This window comes from Microbacterium lacus, from assembly GCF_002812805.1.
GTDB lineage: Bacteria > Actinomycetota > Actinomycetes > Actinomycetales > Microbacteriaceae > Microbacterium > Microbacterium lacus_A.
This window is the reverse complement of sequence record NZ_NMUM01000005.1, coordinates 368,523-391,709: the sequence shown is the minus strand read 5'-3', so window position 1 is coordinate 391,709 and position 23,187 is coordinate 368,523. Positions and strand designations below refer to the sequence as shown.

At 68.1% G+C, this 23,187-nt stretch carries 15 protein-coding genes; 7 read left to right on the top strand and 8 right to left on the bottom strand.

Features of this window, described 5'->3' with window-relative positions; all coding sequences use genetic code 11:
- Positions 1-651 carry a DUF1990 family protein gene (locus tag CGU34_RS02480; protein ID WP_036294195.1) on the bottom strand — a complete coding sequence of 217 codons (651 nt, stop codon included), beginning with the start codon at positions 649-651 and terminating at the stop codon, positions 1-3.
- 9 nt (positions 652-660) lie between these two features.
- Positions 661-2,517, bottom strand: a complete 1,857-nt coding sequence (gene lepA / locus CGU34_RS02475; protein ID WP_036294170.1) for a translation elongation factor 4 — start codon at positions 2,515-2,517, stop codon at positions 661-663.
- 294 nt (positions 2,518-2,811) lie between these two features.
- Between lepA and CGU34_RS02470 the strand changes: the two genes are divergently transcribed.
- The 3 genes from CGU34_RS02470 (at position 2,812) to rpsT (ending at position 8,931) form a co-directional block, all read left to right on the top strand.
- Positions 2,812-7,587, top strand: coding sequence for an ExeM/NucH family extracellular endonuclease (locus tag CGU34_RS02470; RefSeq protein WP_440344727.1), 4,776 nt, complete (start codon positions 2,812-2,814; stop codon positions 7,585-7,587).
- Positions 7,588-7,792: 205 nt separating this feature from the next.
- Positions 7,793-8,548 carry an alpha/beta fold hydrolase gene (locus tag CGU34_RS02465; RefSeq protein ID WP_100813140.1) on the top strand — a complete coding sequence of 252 codons (756 nt, stop codon included), beginning with the start codon at positions 7,793-7,795 and terminating at the stop codon, positions 8,546-8,548.
- Positions 8,549-8,670: 122 nt separating this feature from the next.
- On the top strand, positions 8,671-8,931 hold the full coding sequence (gene rpsT, locus CGU34_RS02460; RefSeq protein WP_036294173.1) for a 30S ribosomal protein S20: 261 nt from the start codon (positions 8,671-8,673) through the stop codon (positions 8,929-8,931).
- Between the two features lie 156 nt (positions 8,932-9,087).
- On the opposite strand, the gene holA is transcribed toward rpsT, so the two are convergent.
- From holA to pabB, 5 genes are all read right to left on the bottom strand, one after another.
- Positions 9,088-10,143, bottom strand: coding sequence for a DNA polymerase III subunit delta (holA, locus tag CGU34_RS02455; RefSeq protein WP_100813139.1), 1,056 nt, complete (start codon positions 10,141-10,143; stop codon positions 9,088-9,090).
- 82 nt (positions 10,144-10,225) lie between these two features.
- Positions 10,226-12,565, bottom strand: a complete 2,340-nt coding sequence (locus tag CGU34_RS02450; RefSeq protein WP_157811193.1) for a ComEC/Rec2 family competence protein — start codon at positions 12,563-12,565, stop codon at positions 10,226-10,228.
- A 2-nt stretch (positions 12,566-12,567) separates the two neighbouring features.
- A complete protein-coding gene (locus tag CGU34_RS02445; protein WP_332870606.1) occupies positions 12,568-13,227 on the bottom strand; it encodes a ComEA family DNA-binding protein in 660 nt (219 codons plus the stop codon).
- A gap of 257 nt (positions 13,228-13,484) precedes the next feature.
- The gene (leuS, locus tag CGU34_RS02440) at positions 13,485-16,082 is read right to left on the bottom strand and encodes a leucine--tRNA ligase (protein WP_036294182.1); all 2,598 of its coding nucleotides are present in this window, start codon (positions 16,080-16,082) and stop codon (positions 13,485-13,487) included.
- Positions 16,083-16,185: 103 nt separating this feature from the next.
- Positions 16,186-17,556, bottom strand: a complete 1,371-nt coding sequence (gene pabB, locus CGU34_RS02435) for an aminodeoxychorismate synthase component I (protein WP_036294184.1) — start codon at positions 17,554-17,556, stop codon at positions 16,186-16,188.
- Positions 17,557-17,597: 41 nt separating this feature from the next.
- Between pabB and CGU34_RS02430 the strand changes: the two genes are divergently transcribed.
- From CGU34_RS02430 to CGU34_RS02415, 4 genes are all read left to right on the top strand, one after another.
- On the top strand, positions 17,598-18,263 hold the full coding sequence (locus CGU34_RS02430; RefSeq protein ID WP_036294187.1) for a DedA family protein: 666 nt from the start codon (positions 17,598-17,600) through the stop codon (positions 18,261-18,263).
- Positions 18,264-18,268: 5 nt separating this feature from the next.
- Positions 18,269-19,303, top strand: coding sequence for an App1 family protein (locus CGU34_RS02425; protein WP_036294189.1), 1,035 nt, complete (start codon positions 18,269-18,271; stop codon positions 19,301-19,303).
- A 44-nt stretch (positions 19,304-19,347) separates the two neighbouring features.
- Entirely contained in the window at positions 19,348-20,061 is a 714-nt protein-coding gene (locus CGU34_RS02420) for an SOS response-associated peptidase (RefSeq protein WP_100813137.1), read from the top strand.
- 264 nt (positions 20,062-20,325) lie between these two features.
- The gene (locus CGU34_RS02415) at positions 20,326-21,738 is read left to right on the top strand and encodes an HNH endonuclease signature motif containing protein (protein ID WP_100813136.1); all 1,413 of its coding nucleotides are present in this window, start codon (positions 20,326-20,328) and stop codon (positions 21,736-21,738) included.
- Between the two features lie 141 nt (positions 21,739-21,879).
- Here CGU34_RS02415 and CGU34_RS02410 read toward each other — a convergent pair whose 3' ends face one another.
- Positions 21,880-23,001, bottom strand: a complete 1,122-nt coding sequence (locus tag CGU34_RS02410) for a glycoside hydrolase family 3 N-terminal domain-containing protein (RefSeq protein WP_232711492.1) — start codon at positions 22,999-23,001, stop codon at positions 21,880-21,882.
- Positions 23,002-23,187: the final 186 nt, after the last annotated feature.

The window sequence follows — 23,187 nt, the reverse complement described above, 5'->3', positions numbered from 1 at the left end:
TCAGGACGGGGTCGTGTAGAGCGGCGAAATCGCCTGCAGGTATCGCGTGAACAGCAGCCGGCGGCGGCGGCGCACCAGGCCCTTCAGCATGCGGTAGGTCGTCGCGGCCGGAGCATCGAACGCCCGCACGGTGAACCAGACCTCGTCATTGGGAAGCCAATCGACCATGAAGGACTCTTCACCGCGCACGACCGAGCCACTGACAGTGCCGAGCGCGAACCCGACCCGTCGCGTCTCTTCGACCACGAAGATCACGCGCAGTTCGGCATCCGCGCGAAGACCACCAACTCGACCTCGCACGTGCACGTTGGTGCCTGCGCCGACGAACGGGGTGCCGTCGACGTCGAAGCGCTGATCGGCCTCGGTGCGTGAGGGAGCGAGCGCGTTGCCCTCTTCGTCGAAGCTCACGCCGGAATACATGGGACCGGATGCGGGGCGCACATCAGAGAGGCGAAGACCCGCGCCGCGCACGGCACCCCACGACAGCAGCGACTCGCTCGCCGCCTGGAAGCGGGCCTCACCCGAACCGATCCGCAGCGTCTCTTCTGCCGGAATGCTCCGCTCGGGCGGAAAGTGCATGAGGTCGGCGGCCTGAGTAGCCCCGACCGCCGCGTAGTTCACCGTGTCGTCCTTGAACGTCCCGCGCCGCATCATTCGACCCTACTTGGCCTTCGTCTCGGTATCCCCTGAGAGGGCCGCGATGAACGCCTCCTGCGGAACCTCGACGCGACCGACCATCTTCATGCGCTTCTTGCCCTCTTTCTGCTTCTCGAGCAGCTTGCGCTTACGGCTGATGTCGCCGCCGTAGCACTTGGCGAGAACGTCCTTGCGCATGGCGCGGATCGACTCGCGGGCGATGATGCGGGCGCCGATCGCGGCCTGGATGGGCACCTCGAACTGCTGGCGCGGAATGAGCTTCTTCAGGCGTTCGGTCATGAGAACGCCGTACGCGTAGGCCTTGTCGCGGTGCACGATCGCGCTGAACGCATCGACCGCCTCGCCCTGCAGCAGGATGTCGACCTTGACCAGGTCGGCCTCTTGATCGCCGCTCGGCTCGTAGTCGAGCGAGGCGTAGCCGGCCGTTTTGGACTTGAGGTGGTCGAAGAAGTCGAAGACGATCTCGCCGAGCGGAATCGTGTAACGGATCTCGACCCGGTCCTCGCCGAGGTACTCCATGCCGAGGAGCGTTCCGCGACGCTGTTGGCAGAGTTCCATGATCGTTCCGACGTAGTCCTTGGGTGCGAGGATCGCGGCCTTGACCATCGGCTCGGTGACGCTCGAAATCTTGGTGCCCGAGGGGAACTCGCTCGGGTTCGTGACGGTGAAGGTCTTCTTGTCGTCCGTCATGACCTCGTAGGTCACCGACGGCGCCGTCGAGATCAGGTCGAGCCCGAACTCGCGCTCGAGACGCTCGGTCACGATCTCGAGGTGCAACAGACCGAGGAAGCCGCAGCGAAACCCGAAGCCGAGGGCGACGGATGTCTCGGGTTCGTAGTTGAGCGAAGCATCCGACAGCTTGAGCTTGTCGAGTGCCTCACGCAGCACCGGGTAGTCGCTGCCGTCGATCGGGTAGAGCCCCGAAAAAACCATGGGCTTGGGGTCGGTGTAGCCCGGCAGCGCCTCTTTCGAGGGCTTGGCCGCGTTCGTGACGGTGTCGCCGACCTTGGATTGACGCACGTCCTTCACGCCCGTGATCAGGTACCCGACCTCGCCGACGCCGAGCCCCTTGGTCGGGGTCGGTTCGGGCGACGAGACGCCGATCTCGAGGAGTTCATGGATGGCCCGGGTCGACATCATCTGGATGCGCTCGCGCGGAGACAGGTGGCCGTCGATCACACGGACGTACGTGATGACGCCTCGGTACGAGTCGTAGACGGAGTCGAAGATCATGGCCCGGGACGGGGCATCCGGGTCGCCCTTCGGCGCGGGGATCTGCGCCACGACCTGATCGAGCAGCTCCTCGACACCCATGCCGGTCTTACCGCTGACGCGCAGGACGTCCTCGGGCTTGCCGCCGATCAGGCTCGCGAGCTCTTTCGCGTACTTCTCGGGGTCGGCCGCGGGCAGGTCGATCTTGTTCAGCACCGGGATGATCGTCAGGTCGTTCTCGAGTGCCAGGTAGAGGTTCGCGAGGGTCTGCGCCTCGATGCCCTGTGCCGCGTCGACGAGCAGAATCGCGCCCTCGCACGCGGCGAGGGAACGGCTGACCTCATACGTGAAGTCGACGTGGCCCGGGGTGTCGATCATGTTCAGCGCGAAGGTCTCGCCCGTGTCAGGGGCAGACCACGGCATGCGCACGGCTTGGCTCTTGATCGTGATGCCACGCTCACGCTCGATGTCCATGCGGTCGAGGTACTGGGCCCGCATGTCGCGGTCCGAGACGACGCCGGTGATCTGCAGCATCCGGTCGGCCAACGTCGACTTGCCATGGTCGATGTGGGCGATGATGCAGAAGTTTCGGATGTTCTCGGGCGGCGTTGCGGCGGGCTCGAGAGGCTTCAGGGCGCGGGGAGACATGTCCGGTCGATTCTACGGGGCCCGGTACACGCAGCTGAGAACCCACTCGCTGCCGCCTGACGGCGCATCGTAACCCGGGCCTCTCGAAACACGCCAGGGAATCATTTGTAAACAAACGATGAGAGTTTGTTCACCACATCGATGCTTGCGCGATCGCTGTGTTGCAACGAATGCTCAATGGTGCGGCTGGTTCCCCCGCGATCTCCCCAGGATCGTGACCGAGCCGCATGGAGACGACACGTGACGAGTAATCGGCGACCCCAGCCGCCTCATCTGCAGGCACAGCAATCCCCCATCGCATCCGCACCCAGCCCGCACCGGTCGCACGGTCGCCGAGTCGCCGCGATCATCGCGGTCTCCGCGACGGCGCTCGCGGGTATCGGCGCGGCTCCCCTCGCGGCCTCGGCCGCGGTGAGCCCCGACGCCGCGATCGTGATCAGCGAGGTCTACGGCGGGGGTGGCAACAGCGGCGCCGCACTGACCCACGACTTTGTGGAGCTCTACAACGCCAGCGAAGCCCCGGTCAGCATCGACGGCTGGAGCGTGCAGTACGCGTCCTCAACCGGAAGCACCTGGAACGGTCGCACGAACCTCAGTGGAACGATCGCGCCGGGTAGCTACTACCTGATCCAGCAGGCGACGAACAACGCCACCGTCGGAGCACCGCTGCCGACACCCGACCTCAGCGGCACAACCAACCTGAGCGGATCGACCGGCAAGGTCGCCCTTGTCTCGTCGACCACCGCGCTCACCGGCGCGACGGGCAATGCAGCCGGCGCACCGAGCGTGGTCGACTTCGTCGGTTGGGGATCCGCCAGCGACTTCGCCGGTGCGGGGGCAGCTCCGGCGACGACAAGCGCGACGAGCGTCTCGCGCGACTCTGTGAACACCAACACGGCGAACAACGCCGCGGACTTCACGGCTGGCGCCCCGACCCCCACGGCCTCTTCGGCCGGCGAGCCGGAGGAGCCGCCCGTGGATCCCGAAGAGCCGATCGACCCCGAAGAACCGGAAGAGCCTGTCGAACCCACGGTCGTCGCGATCGACGCCATCCAGGGCACCGGTGACGCCTCACCCCTCGCCGGCCAGACCGTCACGACCGAGGGCGTCGTCACGGCGCACTACCCCACGGGCGGCTTCAACGGCTACGTCATCCAGACCGCGGGGACCGGGGGCGCTCTCGACCTCGCGACCCACACTGCCTCTGACGCCGTCTTCGTATACGCACCCGGCGCCGTCGGCGAGGTCGCTCTCGGCCAGACCGTCCGCGTCACGGGCGTCGTGAGCGAATTCAACGGACTCACCGAGTTGACGGTCGCGCCCGGCGCGGCCACCGTCCTCGAGGCGGGAATCGCCCCGGTGCCGGCAACTGTGGGCTGGCCGACGACCGACCCGGAGCGCGAAGTGCTCGAGTCGATGCTCGTGCAGCCGCAGGGCGATTTCACGGTGTCGAACACCTACAGCACCAACCAGTACGGCGAGGTCGGCCTCGCCGCCGGCACCACGCCGCTCCAGCAGCCGACGGATGTCGCAGCCCCGGGTTCACCCGAAGCTACAGCGGTCACCGCCGACAACGCCGCGCGCGCCGTGACACTCGATGACGGAACCTCGATCAACTTCCTGAGCACCGCGAACGCGGGCCTGACCCCCGCGTGGGTCTCGCTCGTCGAGCCGCTCGTGGTCGGAGCATCCGCCACCTTCTCGGCACCCGTGGTGGTCGACTACCGCAACAACGCGTGGAAGCTGAACCCCACCGCCCCCATGACGGCGGATGGCTCGGGCACCGATGGCGTGCAGTTCTCGAACCCGCGCACGGCGGCCCCCGAGGCCGTGGGTGGCGACGTGTCGGTCGCATCCTTCAACGTCCTCAACTACTTCACGACCCTCGGTGACGAGAACGCGAGCTGCGAGGCCTACTCGACCGCAGACGGCGAGCCCGTCACGGTGCGCCAGGGCTGCGATCAGCGCGGCGCCTGGGACGACGCGGACTTCGAGCGTCAGGAGTCGAAGATCGTCGACGCGATTGAAGCATTGGATGCCTCGGTCGTCGGTCTGATGGAGATCGAGAACTCCGCCGCCCTCGGCGAGACCGTCGATGAGGCGACCGCGACGCTCGTCGCTGCGCTCAATGAGGCCGCCGGGACCGAGAAGTGGGCGTTCGTTCCCTCCTCAGAGGAGCTGCCCGCCGCTTCCGGACAGGATGTCATCACCAACGCGATCATCTACCAGCCGGCACTCGTCGAGCGGGTCGGCGAGTCGCGCGCACTCGGCGACCAGAGCGAGAGCGGCGAGGCGTTCCAGAACGCACGCGAGCCGATCGGTCAGATCTTCGAGCCCGCGGATGGTGGTGCCGAATTCCTCTTCGTGGTCAACCACTTCAAGTCGAAGGGTTCGGCCGGACCCTGGCCGGGCGACGCCGACACCGGCGACGGACAGGGCTCATCGAACGAGTCACGCGTCCGCCAGGCCACGGCGCTGCGCGACTGGGTCGCCGAGATCCAGGGCGACACCGACGCGGTGCTGCTGGCGGGGGACTTCAACTCGTACAGCCAGGAAGACCCGCTGCAGGTGCTCTACGACGCGGGCTACGCCAACGCCGAGGACGCGCTCGAGATCGACTCGTCGAGCTACTCGTTCTCGGGGCTGTCGGGTTCGCTCGATCACATCCTGATGAACGACGCGGCGCTTGACCGTGCCACGGGCGGCGACATCTGGAACATCAACTCGGGTGAATCCGTCGCGCTGGAGTACAGCCGCTACGGCTACCACGGCACTCCGTTCTCAGAGGATGGGTTCTACGAGGAGGGCCCGTACCGGTCGTCCGACCACGACCCGGTGATCGTCGGCCTGACCGCCGAAGAAGCGCCGGTGGAGTTGACGCTTCTCGGCATCAACGACTTCCACGGTCGCATCGACGGAAACACGGTGAACTTCGCCGGAACCATCGAGCAGCTGCGGGATGCTGCATCCGGGCCCACCCTGTTCCTCTCGGCGGGCGACAACATCGGGGCATCGCTGTTCGCCTCGGCCGTCGCGCAGGACCAGCCGACCATCGACGTGCTGAACGCCCTCGAGCTCGAGACATCCGCCGTCGGAAACCACGAGTTCGACCGCGGGTTCGATGACCTTGCGGGCCGCGTGACGACCGAGTCGGACTTCTCGTACCTCGGAGCGAACGTCTACGAGGCAGGCACCGAGACCCCGGCGCTGGACGCATACGCACTGATCGAGGTCGACGGTCTGACCGTCGGCATCATCGGCGCGGTCACGGAAGAGACGCCGGCATTGGTCTCGCCCGCGGGCATCACCGAGCTGTCATTCGGTGACCCCGTCGAAGCCGTCAACCGCGTCGCTGCCGCACTCTCGGACGGCGACGAGGCGAACGGCGAGGCCGACGTGCTCGTGGCGATGTACCACGAGGGCGCGGGCGCCGGGACACCGGATGGCGCGACCCTCGACGAGGAGATCGCCGGTGGCGGTGCCTTCGCGGCCATCGTGGAAGACACGGCGGCCGAGGTGGACGCGATCTTCACCGGACACACGCACAAGGAGTACGCGTGGTCGGCGACGATCCCCGGCACCGACCAGACGCGCCCGATCGTCCAGACGGGTTCGTACGGCGCCAAGATCGGCAAGATCACGCTGACGCTCGACCCCGAAACGGGTGACGTGCTGGATCACACCGAAGAGAACGTCGCACGCACGACGACGCCGGCTGCCGAGCTGATTGCGGCGTACCCCCGGGTCTCCGCGGTGAACGACATCGTCACGCAGGCGCTTGCCAACGCGGCCGAGATCGGCAACACGGCGGTCGCCGAGGTATCCGGCGACATCACGACGGCGTACGTCGGCGGCTCGTTCGTCAACGGCGTGTGGACCGGCGGCACGCGGGATGACCGTGCGTCCGAGTCGGCGCTCGGCAACCTCGTCGCCGGGTCGATCCTCGACTCGCTGTCGGCGCTGCCGAACGGTGCACAGATCGGTGTGACGAACCCGGGCGGTCTTCGCGCCGACCTGTTCGACACGCAGGCCGAGTTCGGCGCAAGCGCGGTGGCCGGGATTCCGGATGGCACGATCTCGTTCTCGCAGGCGAACGCGGTCCAGCCGTTCAACAACACCCTGGCCCTCGTCACCCTCACCGGTGCGCAGTTCACGACGCTTCTCGAACAGCAGTGGCAGCGGGATGCGAGCGGCAACGTGCCGAGCCGTCCCTACCTGCAGCTGGGTCTGTCGGACAACGTGACGTACACGTTCGACTCGACGCTGCCCGAGGGCTCGCGCATCACCTCCGTGACGATCGACGGCGCGCCGCTCGATCCCGCGGCGGAGTACCGGATCGGTACGGCGTCGTTCCTGGCGACGGGTGGCGACAACTTCCGGATCTTCACCGAAGGAACGGACTACGTCGACACCGGTCTGCTCGACTACGAGGCGTGGATCGACTTCCTCGCCGAGGGCTCGCCGGTCGCGCCGTCGTACGCCAAGCAGGGTGTCGCCGTGCAGGGTGCTCCGGAGTCGGCTGAGGCAGGCGCCGAGGTCTCGTTCGCGGTGTCGGGGCTCAACATGACGAGCCGCGGCACGCCCGAGACGACGTCGCTCGACGTCTCGCTCGGTGGCCAGGTGCTGACGACGGTGCCGGTGACCGCGGGTGCGGCCACGGTCACCGTCACGATTCCCGCGGGGACGGCGGCCGGGTCATCCGCTCTCGTGCTGACGGCCGCCACGGGAACGACGGTCACGGTGCCGCTCACGATCGAGCAGCCGGTGCCGCTCGTGACGAGCAAGGCGACGCTGGTCGCCCTGCCCCCGGTGCAGATCAACGGCCTGCTGCACGCGACCCTCATCGCGTACGTGTCGATGTCTGAGGGGCGCGCCGCCGGCACGGTCGTGTTCCGCGAGGGCTCAAAGGTTGTTGCCGAGGTCAAGGTCAGCCGCCTGGGTATCGCGTCGAAGACGCTCCCCCGCCTGAGCCGCGGGACGCACCAGTACACCGCTGAGTTCGTCCCCGCGGACACCGGCGCCGTCGAAGGTTCGACGAGCAAGAAGGCGAGCGTGCGGGTGCTCTTCTAGGCCCGAGCCGCTCGTTCCTGAACGGCCCTCGCACACACGGGTGCGGGGGCCGTTCCGCGTTCTCTGCGCCCGCGCCCCGTGCCCCGACCCTCGAGATCGCTGGTTGTGCCCGAGGCCGCCGGATAGCAACGGTGAATAACCGGCCGACTCGGCGACAACCGGCATTCTCGGCGAGCGACGGGGTTCGCGAAGTTAGGCTGGAGGCATGACGGTGCAGGTGGTCTTCGTCCACGGGATCCGCACCTCGGCCACCATGTGGCGAGCACAGGTTGCGCACCTCGAGGCGCGCGGTATCGGCGCTCACGCCCTCGACCTGCCCGCGCACGGCACGCGCATGGGCGAGACGTTCGACATCGACGAAGCCTTCGCAACCATCGACCGCACGGTGCGTCGTGCTGCCCAGGACGGTCCCGTGCTGCTCGTCGGGCACTCCATGGGCGGGCTGCTCTGCACCGAGTACGTGGGCGGGCCCGAGCATCCGCCCGTCGCCGCTTTCATCGGAGCCGGATGCACCGCCCTGCCCCGCACCGCGGGACTATCGGCGTACCGGGCACTCGCCGGGAGCTTCAACCGTCTGCCCGACCGGGGAATGTGGCTGACGAACAAGGTGCTCGACCGCACCCTGCCCGCGGACACACGCCTGGATTTCGGTGCCGGCGGCTACGCCCTCGACGCACAGGACGCCACCCTGCGCTCGCTCTCGGTCCTGGATCTGCTGACGGCGCTCCGGCGCATCGACGTGCCGGTGTGGTTCATCAACGGGCAGTACGACCAGATGCGACTCAATGAGCGCCTCTTCCTACGGCTGAAGCCCGAGGCCGAGTTGGTCGTCGTACCGAGGACGAGCCACCTGGTCACCGCGATGCGTCCCCGCGTCTTCAATGCACTGCTCGATGTAGCCATCGCCACGATCGAGGCGGGCGGCGACGCACCAGCGGCACGCAGGGTTGGCACCCGTTGACCTGCTAGACTCTTTGATTGGCTTGCGTGTGGGTATCCCACCCTCACGATCGCTGCCTGGCAGCCCTCTTCTGCCGGCCGGCAAACACATCCAAACTCTCCTCGAACGAAAGACTCGACACAGTGGCAAACATCAAGTCGCAGATCAAGCGCAACAAGACCAACATCAAGGCGAACGAGCGCAACAAGGCGGTCAAGACGCAGCTCAAGAACGCCATCCGTCGCACCCGCGAGGCCGCTTCGGCCGGCGACAAGGCCGCTGCCGAGGCAGCCCTCGTCAACGCGACGAAGAAGCTCGACAAGGCCGTCAGCAAGGGCGTCATCCACCAGAACCAGGCCGCGAACCGCAAGTCGGCTATCGCCAAGCAGGTTGCTGCGCTCTGATCTGAACGCATTCACGAAGGCCCGTCCCCCAGGGGGCGGGCCTTCGTCGTTGGCGGGCCTCCGCTCCCTGAGCTTGTCGAAGGGAGCAGCCAGGCGAACGGAGGGCACAGCTGGTCACTTCGACAAGCTCAGTGACCGATCCGGACCAGCGTGCGGTCAGCGGCGGGGCGCGGGACCGCCGGGGAACGGCGTGCGGGTCGCCACAACCGTCAGCAGTCGTTCGAGCGCGAACACCGGGTCGCGCGAGGCACCCTTGACCTCGGCATCCGCGCGGGCCGCCGCCTGGATCGCCATCCCGAGCTGGTCGTCGCTCCACCCGACCAGGTCGCGCCGGGCCCGATCGACCTGCCAGTCCTTCATCCCGAGGCGCGCCGCCAGCTGAGCGGATGACTCGCGCGTTCCGGCGACCCGCGCCATCGACCGCAGCTTCGACGCGAGCGCGGCGACCATCGGCACGGGGTCGGCGCCCGAGGCGAGCGCGTGACGCAGCGCGACGAGTGCCTCACCGTAGCGTCCGGCGATCGCGGTGTCGGCGACGGCGAACGCGGATGTCTCGACCCGGCCGCCGTAGTAACGCTGCACGATCTCGGGTGTGATGTCGCCATCCACGTCAGCGATGAGCTGCTGGCAGGCGGCCGCGAGCTCGGTGAGGTCGTCGGCAAAGGCCGATGTGAGCGCCCGGAGAGCGGGCGGCGCGATCCGGCGCTGCGCGGCCTGGAACTCGCCCGCGGCGAAGTCGTAGCGGTCGGAGTCACGCTTGACCGCCGCACACGCGATCTCGACTCCCCCGCCCTGCCCACTGCGGATCGCGTCGAGCAGTTTCTTGCCGCGGACGCTCGCGCCGGTGTGGCGGAGCACGACGGTGGCGCCCTCCTGCGGCTGAGCGAGGTATGAGATCGCCTCGGCGAGGAACTCGTCGGTGCACTTCTCGACACCGCCGACCCGTACGAGCCGCGGCTCGCCGAACAGCGACGGCGAGGTGACGCCGAGCAGGGTCCCGGGAGCGTAGGCATCGGCGCGAACGTCCGAGACTTCGAGAGAAGGATCCTCGGCGCGGAGGTAGTCGCGCAGGCCCGCGATCGCTCGCTCGGCGCACACCTCTTCGGGTCCCGAAACGAGAACGATCGGCGCCGGCTCGGGGCGACGCCACGACAGCTGCGGGATGCGGCTTGCTGCCGGCTTCGCCGGGGTTCGAGCCGATCGTGTCGCCATCCCCCCAGCCTACTGACGGCGACCGACAGCAACGGTCGTGGCGAGAACAACGCTGTGCCAAACGAGGGAACAGCACGTCGGCTCACCCGCCTTCCTCGCGCCAGACCTCGAGCCCCTCATCCACGCGCCGGACCAGACCCAAACCGTCGACATCCGTCCGCACGATCGTCGTTCCCGTACTGGTGAGCAGATCCAGGATCTCGGCGCGCGGATGCCCATAGTCATTGTCCGCGCCGACCCCGATGAGGGCGAGGGATGCGTCGACGACCCGGTAGAGATCCGGGTCCTGATCTGCGCTGCCGTGATGCGCGACCTTCACGACGTCAAACGTTCCGCGCACCCGACCCGTAGCCCGGAGAGCACGCTGAGCAGTTGCCGAAATGTCCCCGAGATACAGGCCGCGCGGCATCCCGTCGTCCCCGCGCGCGACGTCGAGCACGAGGCTCAGGTCATTTCCCGGCTCGAACGGCGACCGCCCGGAGCTCGGCCAGAGGATCTGCCAGCGCGCCGACCCGAGCGTGCCCGACATTCCCGCGATGCCCGCCACAGCCCGAGCCCCAGCGCTGACGAGGTCCCGGATCATCCGCTCGTCCGCCGCTTCACCCGGCGGTCCGTGGATCACCGTGCCGACGCGCCCGCGCACCGCATCGACCGCTCCGACGTGGTCCAGGTCGAAGTGCGTCAGAACCAGCAGATCGATGTGCGCTACCCCCACTCGGGCCAGGCAGTCCTCGAGCAACGCCACGTCGGCACCCGTGTCGATCAACGCGACCTGACCACCCGACCGCAAGAGCACGGCGTCACCCTGCCCGATGTCGCACTGGGCGATGCTCCACTCCGCGGGCACCGTCAGCGGCGCAAGCGGTCGATCGAGCAGCACTCCCCCGACGGCAACACCGGATGCCGCAACCACGACGAACGCGATGCCCACCCGCGCGCGTCGGGCCAGCGCTGTGCGCGGGCGGACCACGAGCGCGAACACCACTGCCGCGCTGGCGATGGCGAGTGCGACCGCCCCCACCACACCACCGGGCCACGGCAGATCCGCTCCCGGGAACTCGGCGAGCACCGCCGCAACGCCCGCGATCCAGGATGCCGGAACCCACGCGATCCACGTCAGAAGATCCGCAACCGGCGACAAGAAGCCGAACAGGCACGCCGCGAGTCCGACGAGCGTCGCAACGGGCGCGGCCGGCCCCGCGAGCAGGTTCGCAACGACGCCGTATGCCGGAATCCTCGGATCGATCAGCACGAGCAGAGGCCCGCACGCCAACTGCGCGGCGGCCGGAACCGACAGAGCAATCGCGAGGGGTACGGGCAGGACGCGTGCGAAAGCCGCGGCGAGGGGACGGCTCAGCACGAGCAGTCCCGCCGTCGCCGCAGCCGAGAGCGCGAAGCCGAGCGAGTGCGACAACCACGGATCGCTGATGAGCAGAACCCCGACGGCCAGGGCGAGCACAGCGAGCCCCGCACCCGCCCGGTCCGCTGCGAGGGCGAGCAGCGCGATCGTTGTCATCGCGGCCGCCCGCAACACGCTCGGCTCGGGTGTCACGAGCAGGACGAAGCATCCGAGCGCTGCCAACGACAGCCATATCCGGCCCATCCGGGGCAGCCTGAGAAGACCCGCGACGGCGAAAGTCAACGCAACCACGACAGCGCAGTTCGCTCCCGAGACCGCCGTCAGGTGGCTAAGCGAACTCGTGCGCATCTGCTCGCTGAGCTCATCCGAAACGGCGGAGGTGTCACCGACCGCGAGACCCGGAACGAGCCCGCCGCCCGCCCCGGGCAACGCCGAGGCTCGGTCGACAAAACCCGAACGCAAGTCTGCGGTCACGGCAAGCACGCCCGTCGGTGCCGCGTCGACCTCGAGGACGGTCGCGAAGACGATGAGCACGGCCCGATCGCCCGCATCCGTCTGACGAGCCGAGCCTCGCACGGTCACGGTGCTCCCGAGATCCAGCGCATCCCGCGTCTGCATGTCGGCCAGCACACCGGCGTCGGCCCAGATCGTCAGAGGGACGGATGCCGCAAGCTGCCGTCCGCCAGCCCGTACGACTCGCGTGTCGACCTCGAAGCGCACCGCACCCGCTGTGGCCGGCTCGATCTTGGTGCTCACGGTCGCTTCGACAAGGATGGCGCGACCGCCATCCCCCACGAAGGCGGCCACCTCCGCCCGTACTCCGTCGGCGATCGCGACGTGAGCCGCGACGCATCCGGAGAGAACGATCGAGAGGGACGCGATCAGCAACGCCCAGGACGGGCGGCGCACAATCCCGACCAGGACGAGCGCGAGCAGGGCGCCCGCACCGAGTGCCGCCCATGCGGCTGCGGAAGGAAACACAACCACAACGAGCGCAGCAACCCACGCGGCAACCGCCGGGACGGCGAGCAGGGGCTGACTGCGGGATCTGCGCCCGGCCACGTTCACAGCACGACGAGCGGCCGGAGGGACTCGAGCATCTTCTCGCCGATGCCCGGAACCGACAGCAGGTCATCGACCGCCGAGAACCGACCGTTGCTCGTCCGCCAGTCGATGATCCGCTGCGCGATCGCCGGACCCACCCGGGGCAGGGTGTCGAGTTCGGCAACGGTGGCCGTGTTGAGGTTCACGCGCGCGTCGGCGGTCGTGCCGCCGCCGGCGGAGGCCGCGGGTGGCGCCTGGCCCACCACCGGCACGACGATCTGCTCGCCATCGGAAAGGGGCCGCGCCAGGTTCACTCCGGCCTCGTCGGCGTCCTCCGCGAATCCGCCCGCCGCGGCGACGGCGTCGACTAGGCGCGCGCCACCCTCAAGCCGATACAGTCCGGGACGAGCTACGGCGCCCGACACATGAACGTAGAGGACACCCGCCGAAACGTCCTCGCCCGCGACACCCGAGGCCTCCTCGAGTGGCACCACCTCGGGTGAGCTCGTCCCCGACTGCACGATCCCGACCACCACCGTGATGCCCAGCGCAACGAGCAGAACGACGACGACGGCACCCACCATGGCCCGGGCGCGTGGCGAGGCACGCGCGTACGCGTCACCGGGCCCGTCCGGGGAACTGTCGTCGGCGGCCGAGTTCGGAGGGTTGTCGCGCGCCACTCCGTCACGCTACGGATGCCTCGGCCCCCGCCATCCGCTCGCCGCCCACATCGGTGGCACGTCACGCGCCACCCTACGATGGGGAGGACGAGCACCCGCTCACGCTCGTGTCCCACTTTTCGTGCTTCGTGTCCCACTTTCGCTCGCTCTGATCGCCGCTTACCGACAAAAAGTGGGACACATCCCAAGGGCATGTCCCACTTTTCGGCAGCGGTAGCGGTAGCAGCGGGAGCGGCGGCAGCTACACGGGGCGGCAGCTATACGGGGCGGGTCGCGATCGAGACGACCTTCGGCGCACGGACGATGACCTTGACGATCTCGCGGTCGCCGATCGAACGGATGACCTTCTCGTCGGCGCGGGCGAGCTTCTCGAGCTCTTCGGCGCCGATCCGCGCGGGCACCTCGAGGGTGCCGCGCACCTTGCCGTCGACCTGCACGACCGCGGTCACGTTCTCTTCGACGAGCAGCATCGGGTCCGCCTGACGCCACGGCACGAGGCCGACGAAGGGCTCGTAGCCGAGCATCTCCCACATCTCTTCGGCCGTGTGCGGCGCAAAAAGGTCGAGGATCATCGCGATGACCTCGGCGGCCTCGCGCACGGCCGGGTCGGTGGGACCGGCACCCGTGTCGATGACCTTGCGAGTCGCATTGACGAGCTCCATCAGGCGCGCGATGACGACGTTGAACTTCGTCTGTTCGACAAGTCCGGGCGCATCGGCCAGCAGGCGGTGCGTCACGCGACGCAGGGCGCTGTCGCCCTCGGCCCAGATGACGCTCGGGTCGCTGTCCACGTCGTTCGCGACACGCCAGGCACGGGCGAGGAACTTCTGCGCACCGCCGGTCGAGACATCCTCCCACTCGATGTCGTCCTCGACGGGTCCGGCGAACGCGATCGCGACGCGCACGGCGTCGGCGCCCGGGGACTCCATGCTCGCGGCGAATTCGACCAGGTTGCCCTTGCTCTTCGACATCTTCGTGCCGCCGAGCGTGACCATGCCCTGGTTGATGAGCGACGAGAACGGCTCGGTGAAGTCCACGAGGCCCATGTCGAACAGCACCTTGGTGATGAAGCGCGCGTACAGAAGGTGCAGAATCGCGTGCTCGACGCCGCCGATGTACGAATCGACCGGCGCCCAACGCTGAGCCTCGCGCGGGGCGAACGCCTTCTCGTCATTTCCGGGCGACAGGAACCGCAGGAAGTACCACGAGCTGTCGACGAACGTGTCCATCGTGTCGGGGTCGCGTCGAGCGGATGCCCCGGTGGCGGGGTCGACCGTGTTGACCCAGTTCTCGGCGGCACCGAGCGGCGAAGCGCCCTTGGGCGTGAGGTCCAGCCCCTGCACGTCGGGCAACCGGATCGGCAGCTGGTCTTCGGGGACGGGCACGATCGAGCCGTCGTCCATGTGCAGCATCGGGATCGGCGTTCCCCAGAATCGCTGGCGCGAGATCAGCCAGTCGCGCAGGCGATACGACTTCGCCGCGCGTCCCTTGCCGGATGCCTCGAGCTGCTCGATGCTTCGCGTGATCGCCGTCCGCTTCGACAGGCCGTCGAGGGGGCCGGAGTTGATCATCCGTCCCTCGCCCGTCAGGGCGACGCCGGTGCGCGCGGGGTCGATGTCGTCGAGACCGGATGCGTCGGCACCGGGATCGATCGGCACCCCCTCGTCGTCGAGCTCGATCACCGGGATCGCACCCGTGATCGGGGCCGTCGTGTCGACGACAACCGTGATGGGCAGGTCGAACGCGCGGGCGAAGTCGAGGTCGCGCTGGTCGTGTGCCGGGACGGCCATGACGGCACCGTGACCGTAGTCGGCCAGGACGTAGTCTGCGGCCCAGATCGGCAGGCGGGCGCCGTTTACGGGGTTGATGGCGTAGCGGCCGAGGAACACGCCCGTCTTCGGGCGGTCCGTGCTCTGACGCTCGATGTCGGTTGCGCGGCGCACACCGTCGAGGTACGTCGTGAAGCGCTCACGAATCTCGGGCTCGGCGTCGGCGACGAGCTGCTGGGCCAGGTCGGAGTCGGGCGCGACGACGAAGAACGTCGCGCCGTAGAGAGTGTCGGGGCGCGTCGAGAACACCGTCACGGTGTCGGGGTGCCCCTCGATCTCGAAGTCGATATCGGCACCGATCGAGCGGCCGATCCAGTTCCGCTGCATCTGGATGACCTTCTGCGGCCAGAATCCCTCGAGCTGGTTCAGGTCATCGAGCAGGCGGTCTGCGTAGTCGGTGATCTTGAAGAACCACTGCGTGAGCTTCTTCTTCTCGACCATCGCGCCGCTGCGATCGGACGTGCCATCCGGCAGTACCTGCTCGTTCGCGAGCACGGTCTGATCCACGGGGTCCCAGTTGACCAGCGCATCCTTTCGGTAAGCCAGCCCGCGCTCATAGAGCTTCAGGAACAGCCACTGGTTCCAGCGGTAGTAGTCGTCGTCGCTCGTGTGGAGCACGCGGCTCCAGTCGTACGACGTGCCGAACGCGCGCAGGCTCGTCTTCTGCTGGCCGATGTTCGCGTAGGTCCACTCGCGCGGGTCGACGCCGCGCTGAATCGCCGCGTTCTCGGCGGGCAGACCGAACGAGTCCCAGCCGATGGGGTTGAGCACGTTGTAGCCGCGGTGGCGCCAGAAACGGGCCACCGTGTCGACGTAGGCGTAGTTCTCGGCGTGGCCCATGTGCATGTCGCCCGACGGGTACGGGAACATGCCGAGCACGTACTTGCGCGGCCGCGTGTCGGCATCGCCGCCGGCCCGGAACGGGTCTTTCGCCTCCCACGCAGCCTGCCACTTCGCCTGGATCGCGGCGGCGTCGTAATGCGCGCCATCGGCGGGAGCGTTGTCGGTGGGAACGGTCTGGGACACAGAAAACCAATCGAGCGGGGGGTTCGGGATGCGCGCAGGCGCTCTTTCCAGGTTACCGGACCCGTCTGCGCCGCTCGCCGGGCGGTGGATGAGCGCGCTCGCCCTACCAACCGGCGGGCAGAGTGGCGCCCAGCGCGGCGAGCGGTGCGCGCGCCTTGATGCCCACCTCGCGGACTTCCTCGACGGGCACGGACGACCAGGTGATGCCGCCGCCCGCCCCGACGACGGCGTGGCCGTCACGCATGACGATCGAGCGGATGACCATGGCGAGATCGAGAGTGCCATCGAGGCCGATCCACCCGAAGCATCCGGCGTAGATCCCCCGCTCCCCCACCTCGAGCTTCTGCAGGATCGTCATGGCCGAGAGCTTCGGCGCCCCCGTCATCGAGCCGGCAGGGAAGGCGCGATCGAGGAGCTCACCCACCGTGCTGCCCGGTCGCAGTTGCCCCGAAACCGTGCTGACGAGCTGATGCACGTGCGGGTAACTCTCCACCGCAAGCAACGCGTCGACCCGCACCGTACCCACCTCGCACACTCGTGACAGGTCGTTGCGCATCAGATCGACGATCATGACGTTCTCGGCACGCTCCTTCTCGCTCGCGAGCAGGTCGCGGGCCAGGGCGGCATCCGTCTCCGGGTCGGCGCCCCGCGGCCGGGTGCCCTTGATCGGCCGCGTGCGTACGATCCCGTCGCGGACGCCGAGGAACTCCTCGGGGCTCGCGCTCAGCAGGCTGACTCCACCGATGCGGACGAACCCGCCGTGATGTGCGGGGCTCGACGCGCGCAGCCGGGCGTAGACGGCGACGGGAGAGTCGGATGTCTCGACCTCGAACCGCGTCGTCAGGCACAGCTGATACGCATCACCCGCGCGGATCGCGTCATGGCACTGCGCGATCAATACCTCGTACTCGTCGGGGGTGTGTCGCGAGGTGGCAGTCCTCGGTGAGGGGGACTCCGGCGCGGACTCTGGCACGGTGGGCGCGGGCGGCGCGGGCAGGGGCATCGCGCTCGCGGCTGCTCCGATCCCCTCCGCCCACGACGCAAGCTCCCGGGCGGAGGCAACGGCCCACGCCCGGCGGCTGGCGTGATCGAAGGCGAACCAGGCGCGGGCGCGCATCCACGCATCCTGATCGACTCCGCCCCGGTGCGCGTCGTCCGAGGTCTTCCGGGCCGGAGCACCGGCGCGCTCGGCCGCCGTGTCGTACGCGAACCAGCCGACCCAACCGCCCCGGAACGGGCCCGCGGGCCACTCGCGGTCTGCGGTCTCGGCGTCGCCGAAGGCCCCGGCCAGGCGAACATCTCGCACCTCGTCGGCGGTCGCGGGCACGCCGTGACCGACGAAGCTCCACCCCGAGTCCGCGTCGGTGCCGGCGTCCAACCAGAAGACGTTCGGATGCGCCGATTCCAGCGTTGCGAAAACCACGGCTGGCTCGATCCAGTCGGTGAGCGACTCGACGTCGAGATCCTGGGGCACGCACCCAGGGTACGGGGACCTGGGCGTCGTAGGCTCGACGCGTGAACGAGTTCCTCTCGTGGCTGCTGGACGCGGTCCAGAGCGTCGACCCGGTGTTGCGCACATTGCTGGCGGGCGTCGCGATCATGCTCGAGACGAGCATCCTGATCGGCCTGATCGTTCCCGGCGACACCATCGTGATCGTCGCTGCGACTGCGGTGTCGTCGCCGCTCGAGGGCGTCTTGCTCGGGATCGCCGTCGTCGTTGGGGCGCTCATCGGCGAGAGCATCGGGTTCTGGATCGGTCGATGGCTGGGCCCACGCATCCGCGCCTCTCGTCTCGGCGCGCGCATCGGTGCGAAGAACTGGGAACGGTCGGAGCGCTACCTGCGCCGCCGGGGTGGGCCCGCGATCTTCCTGTCGCGTTTCCTCCCCGTACTGCACTCGCTCGTACCGTTGACGGTCGGCATGACCGCCTACCCCTTTCGGCGCTTCCTCGCGTGGACAGCGCCCGCCTGCATCCTCTGGGCAACGCTCTACGTCTCCGTCGCCGCGGCCGCCGCCGGCACGTATCGCGAGCTCGCTGACACGGTGCACTTCGCCGGGTACATCTTCGTGGGCGTGATCGTGTTGTTCATCGTGCTCGTGTTCGTTGGCAAGAAGGTCATCGAACGTATCGAACGCCGTCACCTTCACGACGAGGATGCTCCGGAGGGCATGAAAGACTGAGGGCGATGCCCACTACGACGCAGGCCCCCGCTTTTCCCGCCAAGATCCTCTGGCTGGCAAGACTCGAGCACCGATTCCACGCCTGGCGAGAGAAGCGCGCCCGTCGGCGCGGGTTGAGCGCCAGCATCGTCCCCTTCCCGGGCTACGGCGGCGAGGGTTGGGTGCGCGTCGTCGGACGGGTCTTGATCGTTCGCCCGCCCCGCGATACGAAGTCGGGCGAGATCAGCAGCCTGCGCGGCTGGCGCAGCTTCGTCAGCATCCCCGTCGGCTACTCCGAGGTGAAGATCACGGTCGCCGGGCGCACCCACACGGTGGTGTCTGACCGCGGCGGCGTGGTCGACACGGTCATCCAGGCCGAGCTCGAGTCCGGATGGCAGACCCTCGAACTGTCCGTCGAGAACAGCGACCCCGTCGAGGCGCGGGTGTTCATCGTCGGCTCGGACGTGAAGTTCGGTGTGGTCTCGGATGTCGATGACACCGTCATGGTCACGGCGCTGCCCCGTCCGCTCATCGCCGCCTGGAACTCGTTTGTCGTCGACGAGCACGCTCGCCTGCCCGTGCCCGGTATGGCGGTGCTGCTCGAGCGCCTGGTACGCAGCCATCCCGGCGCCCCGATGATCTACCTGTCGACCGGCGCATGGAACATCGCCCCGACGCTCACCCGCTTCCTCTCCCGCCACCTCTTCCCGCCCGGCGGAATTCTGCTGACCGACTGGGGCCCAACCCATGACCGGTGGTTCCGGAGCGGCCGTGAGCACAAGCTCGACAACCTGCGTCGGCTCGCGACGGAGTTTCCGCAGGTCCAGTGGCTGCTGATCGGCGACGACGGTCAGCACGACGAGTCGATCTACACCGAGTTCGCGAAGGACCACCCGGGGCAGGTCTCGGCGGTCGCTATCCGTCGCCTTTCCACGACCGAGGCCGTGCTGGCCGGTGGACGTCAGACGGTCGACGATCACTCGGATGCTCAGGCCCCGTGGGTCACGGCGTCCGACGGCGCGGGCATCCTGGACAAGTTGGAGCGCGCGGGCCTCGTCTGAGCCGCGCCATCGCCATGTCGGCGCCCGCGCGTAGGGTTTGAGGTATGTGCGGACGCTTCGTGGTGACCAGACCCCCGGCCGATCTGACGGCCCTGCTCGATGTCGACACGGTGGCCGAAGACCTGCCCGCGCCCTCGTTCAACATCGCGCCCACCGACCGGGCGGTTATCGTCCTCGACTCGGCAAAGACTGACCCCCCGACCCGACGCCTCGAGGCTGCGCGCTGGGGCCTCGTGCCGAGTTGGGCGAAGGATGTCTCGATCGGGTCGCGCGCGTTCAACGCGCGTTCCGAGGAGATCGAGGACAAGCCGATGTTCCGTGGTGCGCTTGAGAAGCGCCGCGCGATCGTGCCGACCTCCGGCTACTACGAGTGGAAGGTGACGGACGACGGCAAAGAGCCGCACTATATCCACCCGGCGGACGATTCTCCCCTCCTCATGGCGGGGCTCTACGAGTGGTGGAAGAACCCCGCCGCTGCGGACGACGACCCGGCGCGCTGGGTGCTCAGCTTCACGATCCTGACGCGCGATTCGATCGGCAACCTCGGCTCGATCCACGACCGCATGCCACTGTTCGTCGACATGGACCACGCCGAGGCCTGGCTCGATACCGACACCGACAACATCGGCGACGTCCTCGACGCCGCGATCGACGCCGCACCCTCCGTCGCCGCGACGCTCGACAATCACGTCGTGGGGCGCGCCGTGGGCAACGTCCGCAACAACGGGCCCGAACTCATCGAGCCGCTCGCGTCGTAGATCGCCTCTCGGTCGTTGAGCGAGCGTAGCGAGTCGAAACGCCCTCCCCGCTCTCGATCGAGCTGTCACAGACTGCTGCATATTGTGCCCAGATCGAGCGTTTCGTGACAGTTCGGCGAATACCGCCGGCCGTTGAGCGAGCGCAGCGAGACGAAACGCACGCACGCAGGCGTGGTCAATTTCTCATGTTCTTCTCATCTGCGAAGGCCTGATCCGGGAGCTTTTCGGGGGTTCAATGTCGGTGGTTGGTCGGATGATGAAGTCATGACCGAATCCGCACTGACCGCCCGCCTTCGGGCTGATGCGCGGATGAACGTGGTGCTGCCGAAGCTGATCGAGATCCGTGCGGCGAAAGCCCGGTTGGATGCCGAGGAAGCCCGTGCGCTGGCGGAGGCGCAGGCGATCGCGGCGGACTGGACCGAAGAAGCCGACAACAGTCGCGTCGGCTCAGACGCCGGGTTCCCGTATCGATCGATCGCGGCCGAGATCGGCGCCGCGCTGCGGGTCAGCGACCGCACGGTGCAACGTCAGATGGGTGAAGCCGCAACCCTCGTGAACGACTACGTCGGGACGCTGGAAGCGTTGGATGCCGGGGTCATCTCCGCGGCGCACGTCCGGGCGATCGTGACGGCCGGGGCCATCATCGAGACCCCGGAAATGCGGGCAGAGTTCGAACAGGACGTGCTGCAGATCGCGGCGGCGGAGTCCGCGACCCGGCTCACACCGTTGGCGAAGCGGCGCGCGGAGTGGTACGCGGACACCACGTTCGAACAGCGGCACCGCCGCGCCGTGGAAGACCGGGCCGTGTGGGTGACCGATGTCGAGGACGGCATGGCAGAACTGAGGGCTCTGCTGCCGGCCGTTGTTGCGCATGGTGTGCACGATCGGCTCAGCGAAATGGCACGTTCTGTCATCGACGCCCGCGAGGGTGAAGCCAAAACCGAAACCGAAACCGACGACATTCGCACGACGGACCAGATCCGTGCCGACATCCTCGGCGACCTGCTCCTCACGGCCGCCCCGACCGCCCACGATGGCGGACCCACCGACCTCGGAGCCATCCGCGCCACCGTGCAGATCACCGTCCCCGTCATGTCGCTGATCGAGAAGCGGATCACCGACCCCTACGAGACCGCGTTCCTCGTCGGACACTCCCCCATCGACCCGCAAACGGCATGCATGCTCACCGAGGGGGCGGCCGGGTGGGACCGGATCCTGACGCATCCGATCTCCGGTCAGGTCCTCGCCGTCGACAGGTACCGGCCCAGTGAACAGCAACGCAGGCACCTCACCGTCAGGGATCAGCACTGCCGGTTCCCCGGCTGCCGCATGCCCGCCAAACGCTGCGACGTTGACCACACCCTCGACCACGCCCACGGCGGGGTGACCTGCGAATACAACCTCGCACTGCTCTGCGAGAGACATCACATGCTCAAACACCACACCGCCTGGACCGTCCGACAACTCCCCGGCGGCATCCTCGAATGGACCAGCCCCACCGGCCGGATCTATATCGACACACCCATCAGCACCATCGAATTCGCCCCCGACCCCGAACACGAAATACCCGAACCATGGGCACCCGACACAATCACGCGAGTGCCCGAAGAGCTCGACCCCGACGACATCGAATACGACAACCTCGAATTCGACCCCCTCGAACTCATCCCCTTCTGACCGCACCCGCGAACAACTCCCGCCCGTTGAGCGAGCGCAGCGAGCCGAAACGCACGCACGCATGCACCCACGCACCCACGTTTCGACTCGTCGCTACGCTCCTCGCTCAACGAACGAGACCCCGCGCGTTGGACCAGCGCGTCAGCAGACACTGCAGGGCAGGGCGCCCGCTATCGCCGAGCTCAGGCGCAGCGCGACTACGCGGGTCGCGGCCTCGTCCAAACGCTCGGCAGACAGCGCCCCCGATGCGACCGCACCCGCGATCCCGTCGATCACCGCATTTGCCCGATCCACCGACGAGTACGCGACACCCAAAACCATGTCGTTTCCGGCGACGAGAGCCGCGACCGCATTCGCGACCGGGTCCTGATACGCGGCGACTCCGGATGCCTCGAGCATCGCCATGTCGTCCGTGATCGCGACGCCGGTGAACCCCAGCTCGTCACGCAGAATGTCGTGCCAGGCAACCGACAGCGAAGCCGGGGCAGCATCCACCGAGGTGTATGCGAGATGCCCGAACATCACCAGCTGCGCCCCGGCGTCGATGCCCGCCTGAAACGGCAGCGCCTCACCGGCGCGCCACGCCTCAATTGACATGTCGGTCGACGGAATCGTGCGGTGCGAGTCGCCGGGAGCCGCGCCGTGACCCGGAAAGTGTTTGAGCGTCGAATCGACGAACGACGCCTCACCCGACACGGCCGCCGCGACGCGGAGTGTGGCGGCGGAGGCATCCGTCCCCAACGAGCGGCGATAGATGAACGAGCCGGGATCGTCGGTGTAGTCCGCGACAATTCCGAAATTGACGTCGATACCGGCGCGTTCGACGAGCGCCCCGCGCCCCGAGAAAGCCGTGGCCGTCGCCTCGGGCGGCGCCGATTTCAGCGTCAGCGACGACGGAAAGTCGTCCCACTTCAAACGCCGAACGTCTCCCCCCTCCTGGTCGACGGCCAACAGGGCGGGCAGCGTCGGATCGAGCGTGGCGGACTGGGCGAGCGCACGGAGCGCCGACTCGGAACCCGAGACGTTCGCGCCCATCACGATGAAGCCGCCCGCGCCCGTCTGCTCCATGTAGGCGCGCACCGCTTCGGGATCGGTCGAGGGCAGATGGCCCATCACGAGTGCGCCCGCCTTCTGGCGTGGGCTCATTCCCGCGACGATGGCGGACGCACGCTCGGCCAGCGCCGCATCGTCGCCCGCAACAACTCGAACCGAGGCGGACGAATCCGTGGCGGTCGGCGCCGCGGACGGTGAATCGGAGGCCACCGCGGCGGAGGATGGCACCGGTGAGGCAGAGGCGGACGCGGATGCGGAGGCCCTCGCAGTCACCTTCGGTGAGGTGGCGCCCACGGCAGCCGCGGACGGAGCGACGCACAGCAGCGCGACAGCCGCCACCACAGCGGTGAGAGTTCCGCGCCGGTGCATCACCCGTCCAGCTTAGGCGTGGTGATT

Excerpts from the sequence above, each read along its gene's own strand:
- CGU34_RS02480 (WP_036294195.1), bottom strand. The coding sequence starts at position 651 with ATGCGGCGCGGGACGTTCAAGGACGACACGGTGAACTACGCGGCGGTC.
- lepA (WP_036294170.1), bottom strand. The coding sequence starts at position 2,517 with ATGTCTCCCCGCGCCCTGAAGCCTCTCGAGCCCGCCGCAACGCCGCCC.
- CGU34_RS02465 (WP_100813140.1), top strand. The coding sequence starts at position 7,793 with ATGACGGTGCAGGTGGTCTTCGTCCACGGGATCCGCACCTCGGCCACC.
- holA (WP_100813139.1), bottom strand. The coding sequence starts at position 10,143 with ATGGCGACACGATCGGCTCGAACCCCGGCGAAGCCGGCAGCAAGCCGC.
- CGU34_RS02425 (WP_036294189.1), top strand. The coding sequence starts at position 18,269 with ATGCCCACTACGACGCAGGCCCCCGCTTTTCCCGCCAAGATCCTCTGG.
- CGU34_RS02420 (WP_100813137.1), top strand. The coding sequence starts at position 19,348 with ATGTGCGGACGCTTCGTGGTGACCAGACCCCCGGCCGATCTGACGGCC.
- CGU34_RS02415 (WP_100813136.1), top strand. The coding sequence starts at position 20,326 with ATGACCGAATCCGCACTGACCGCCCGCCTTCGGGCTGATGCGCGGATG.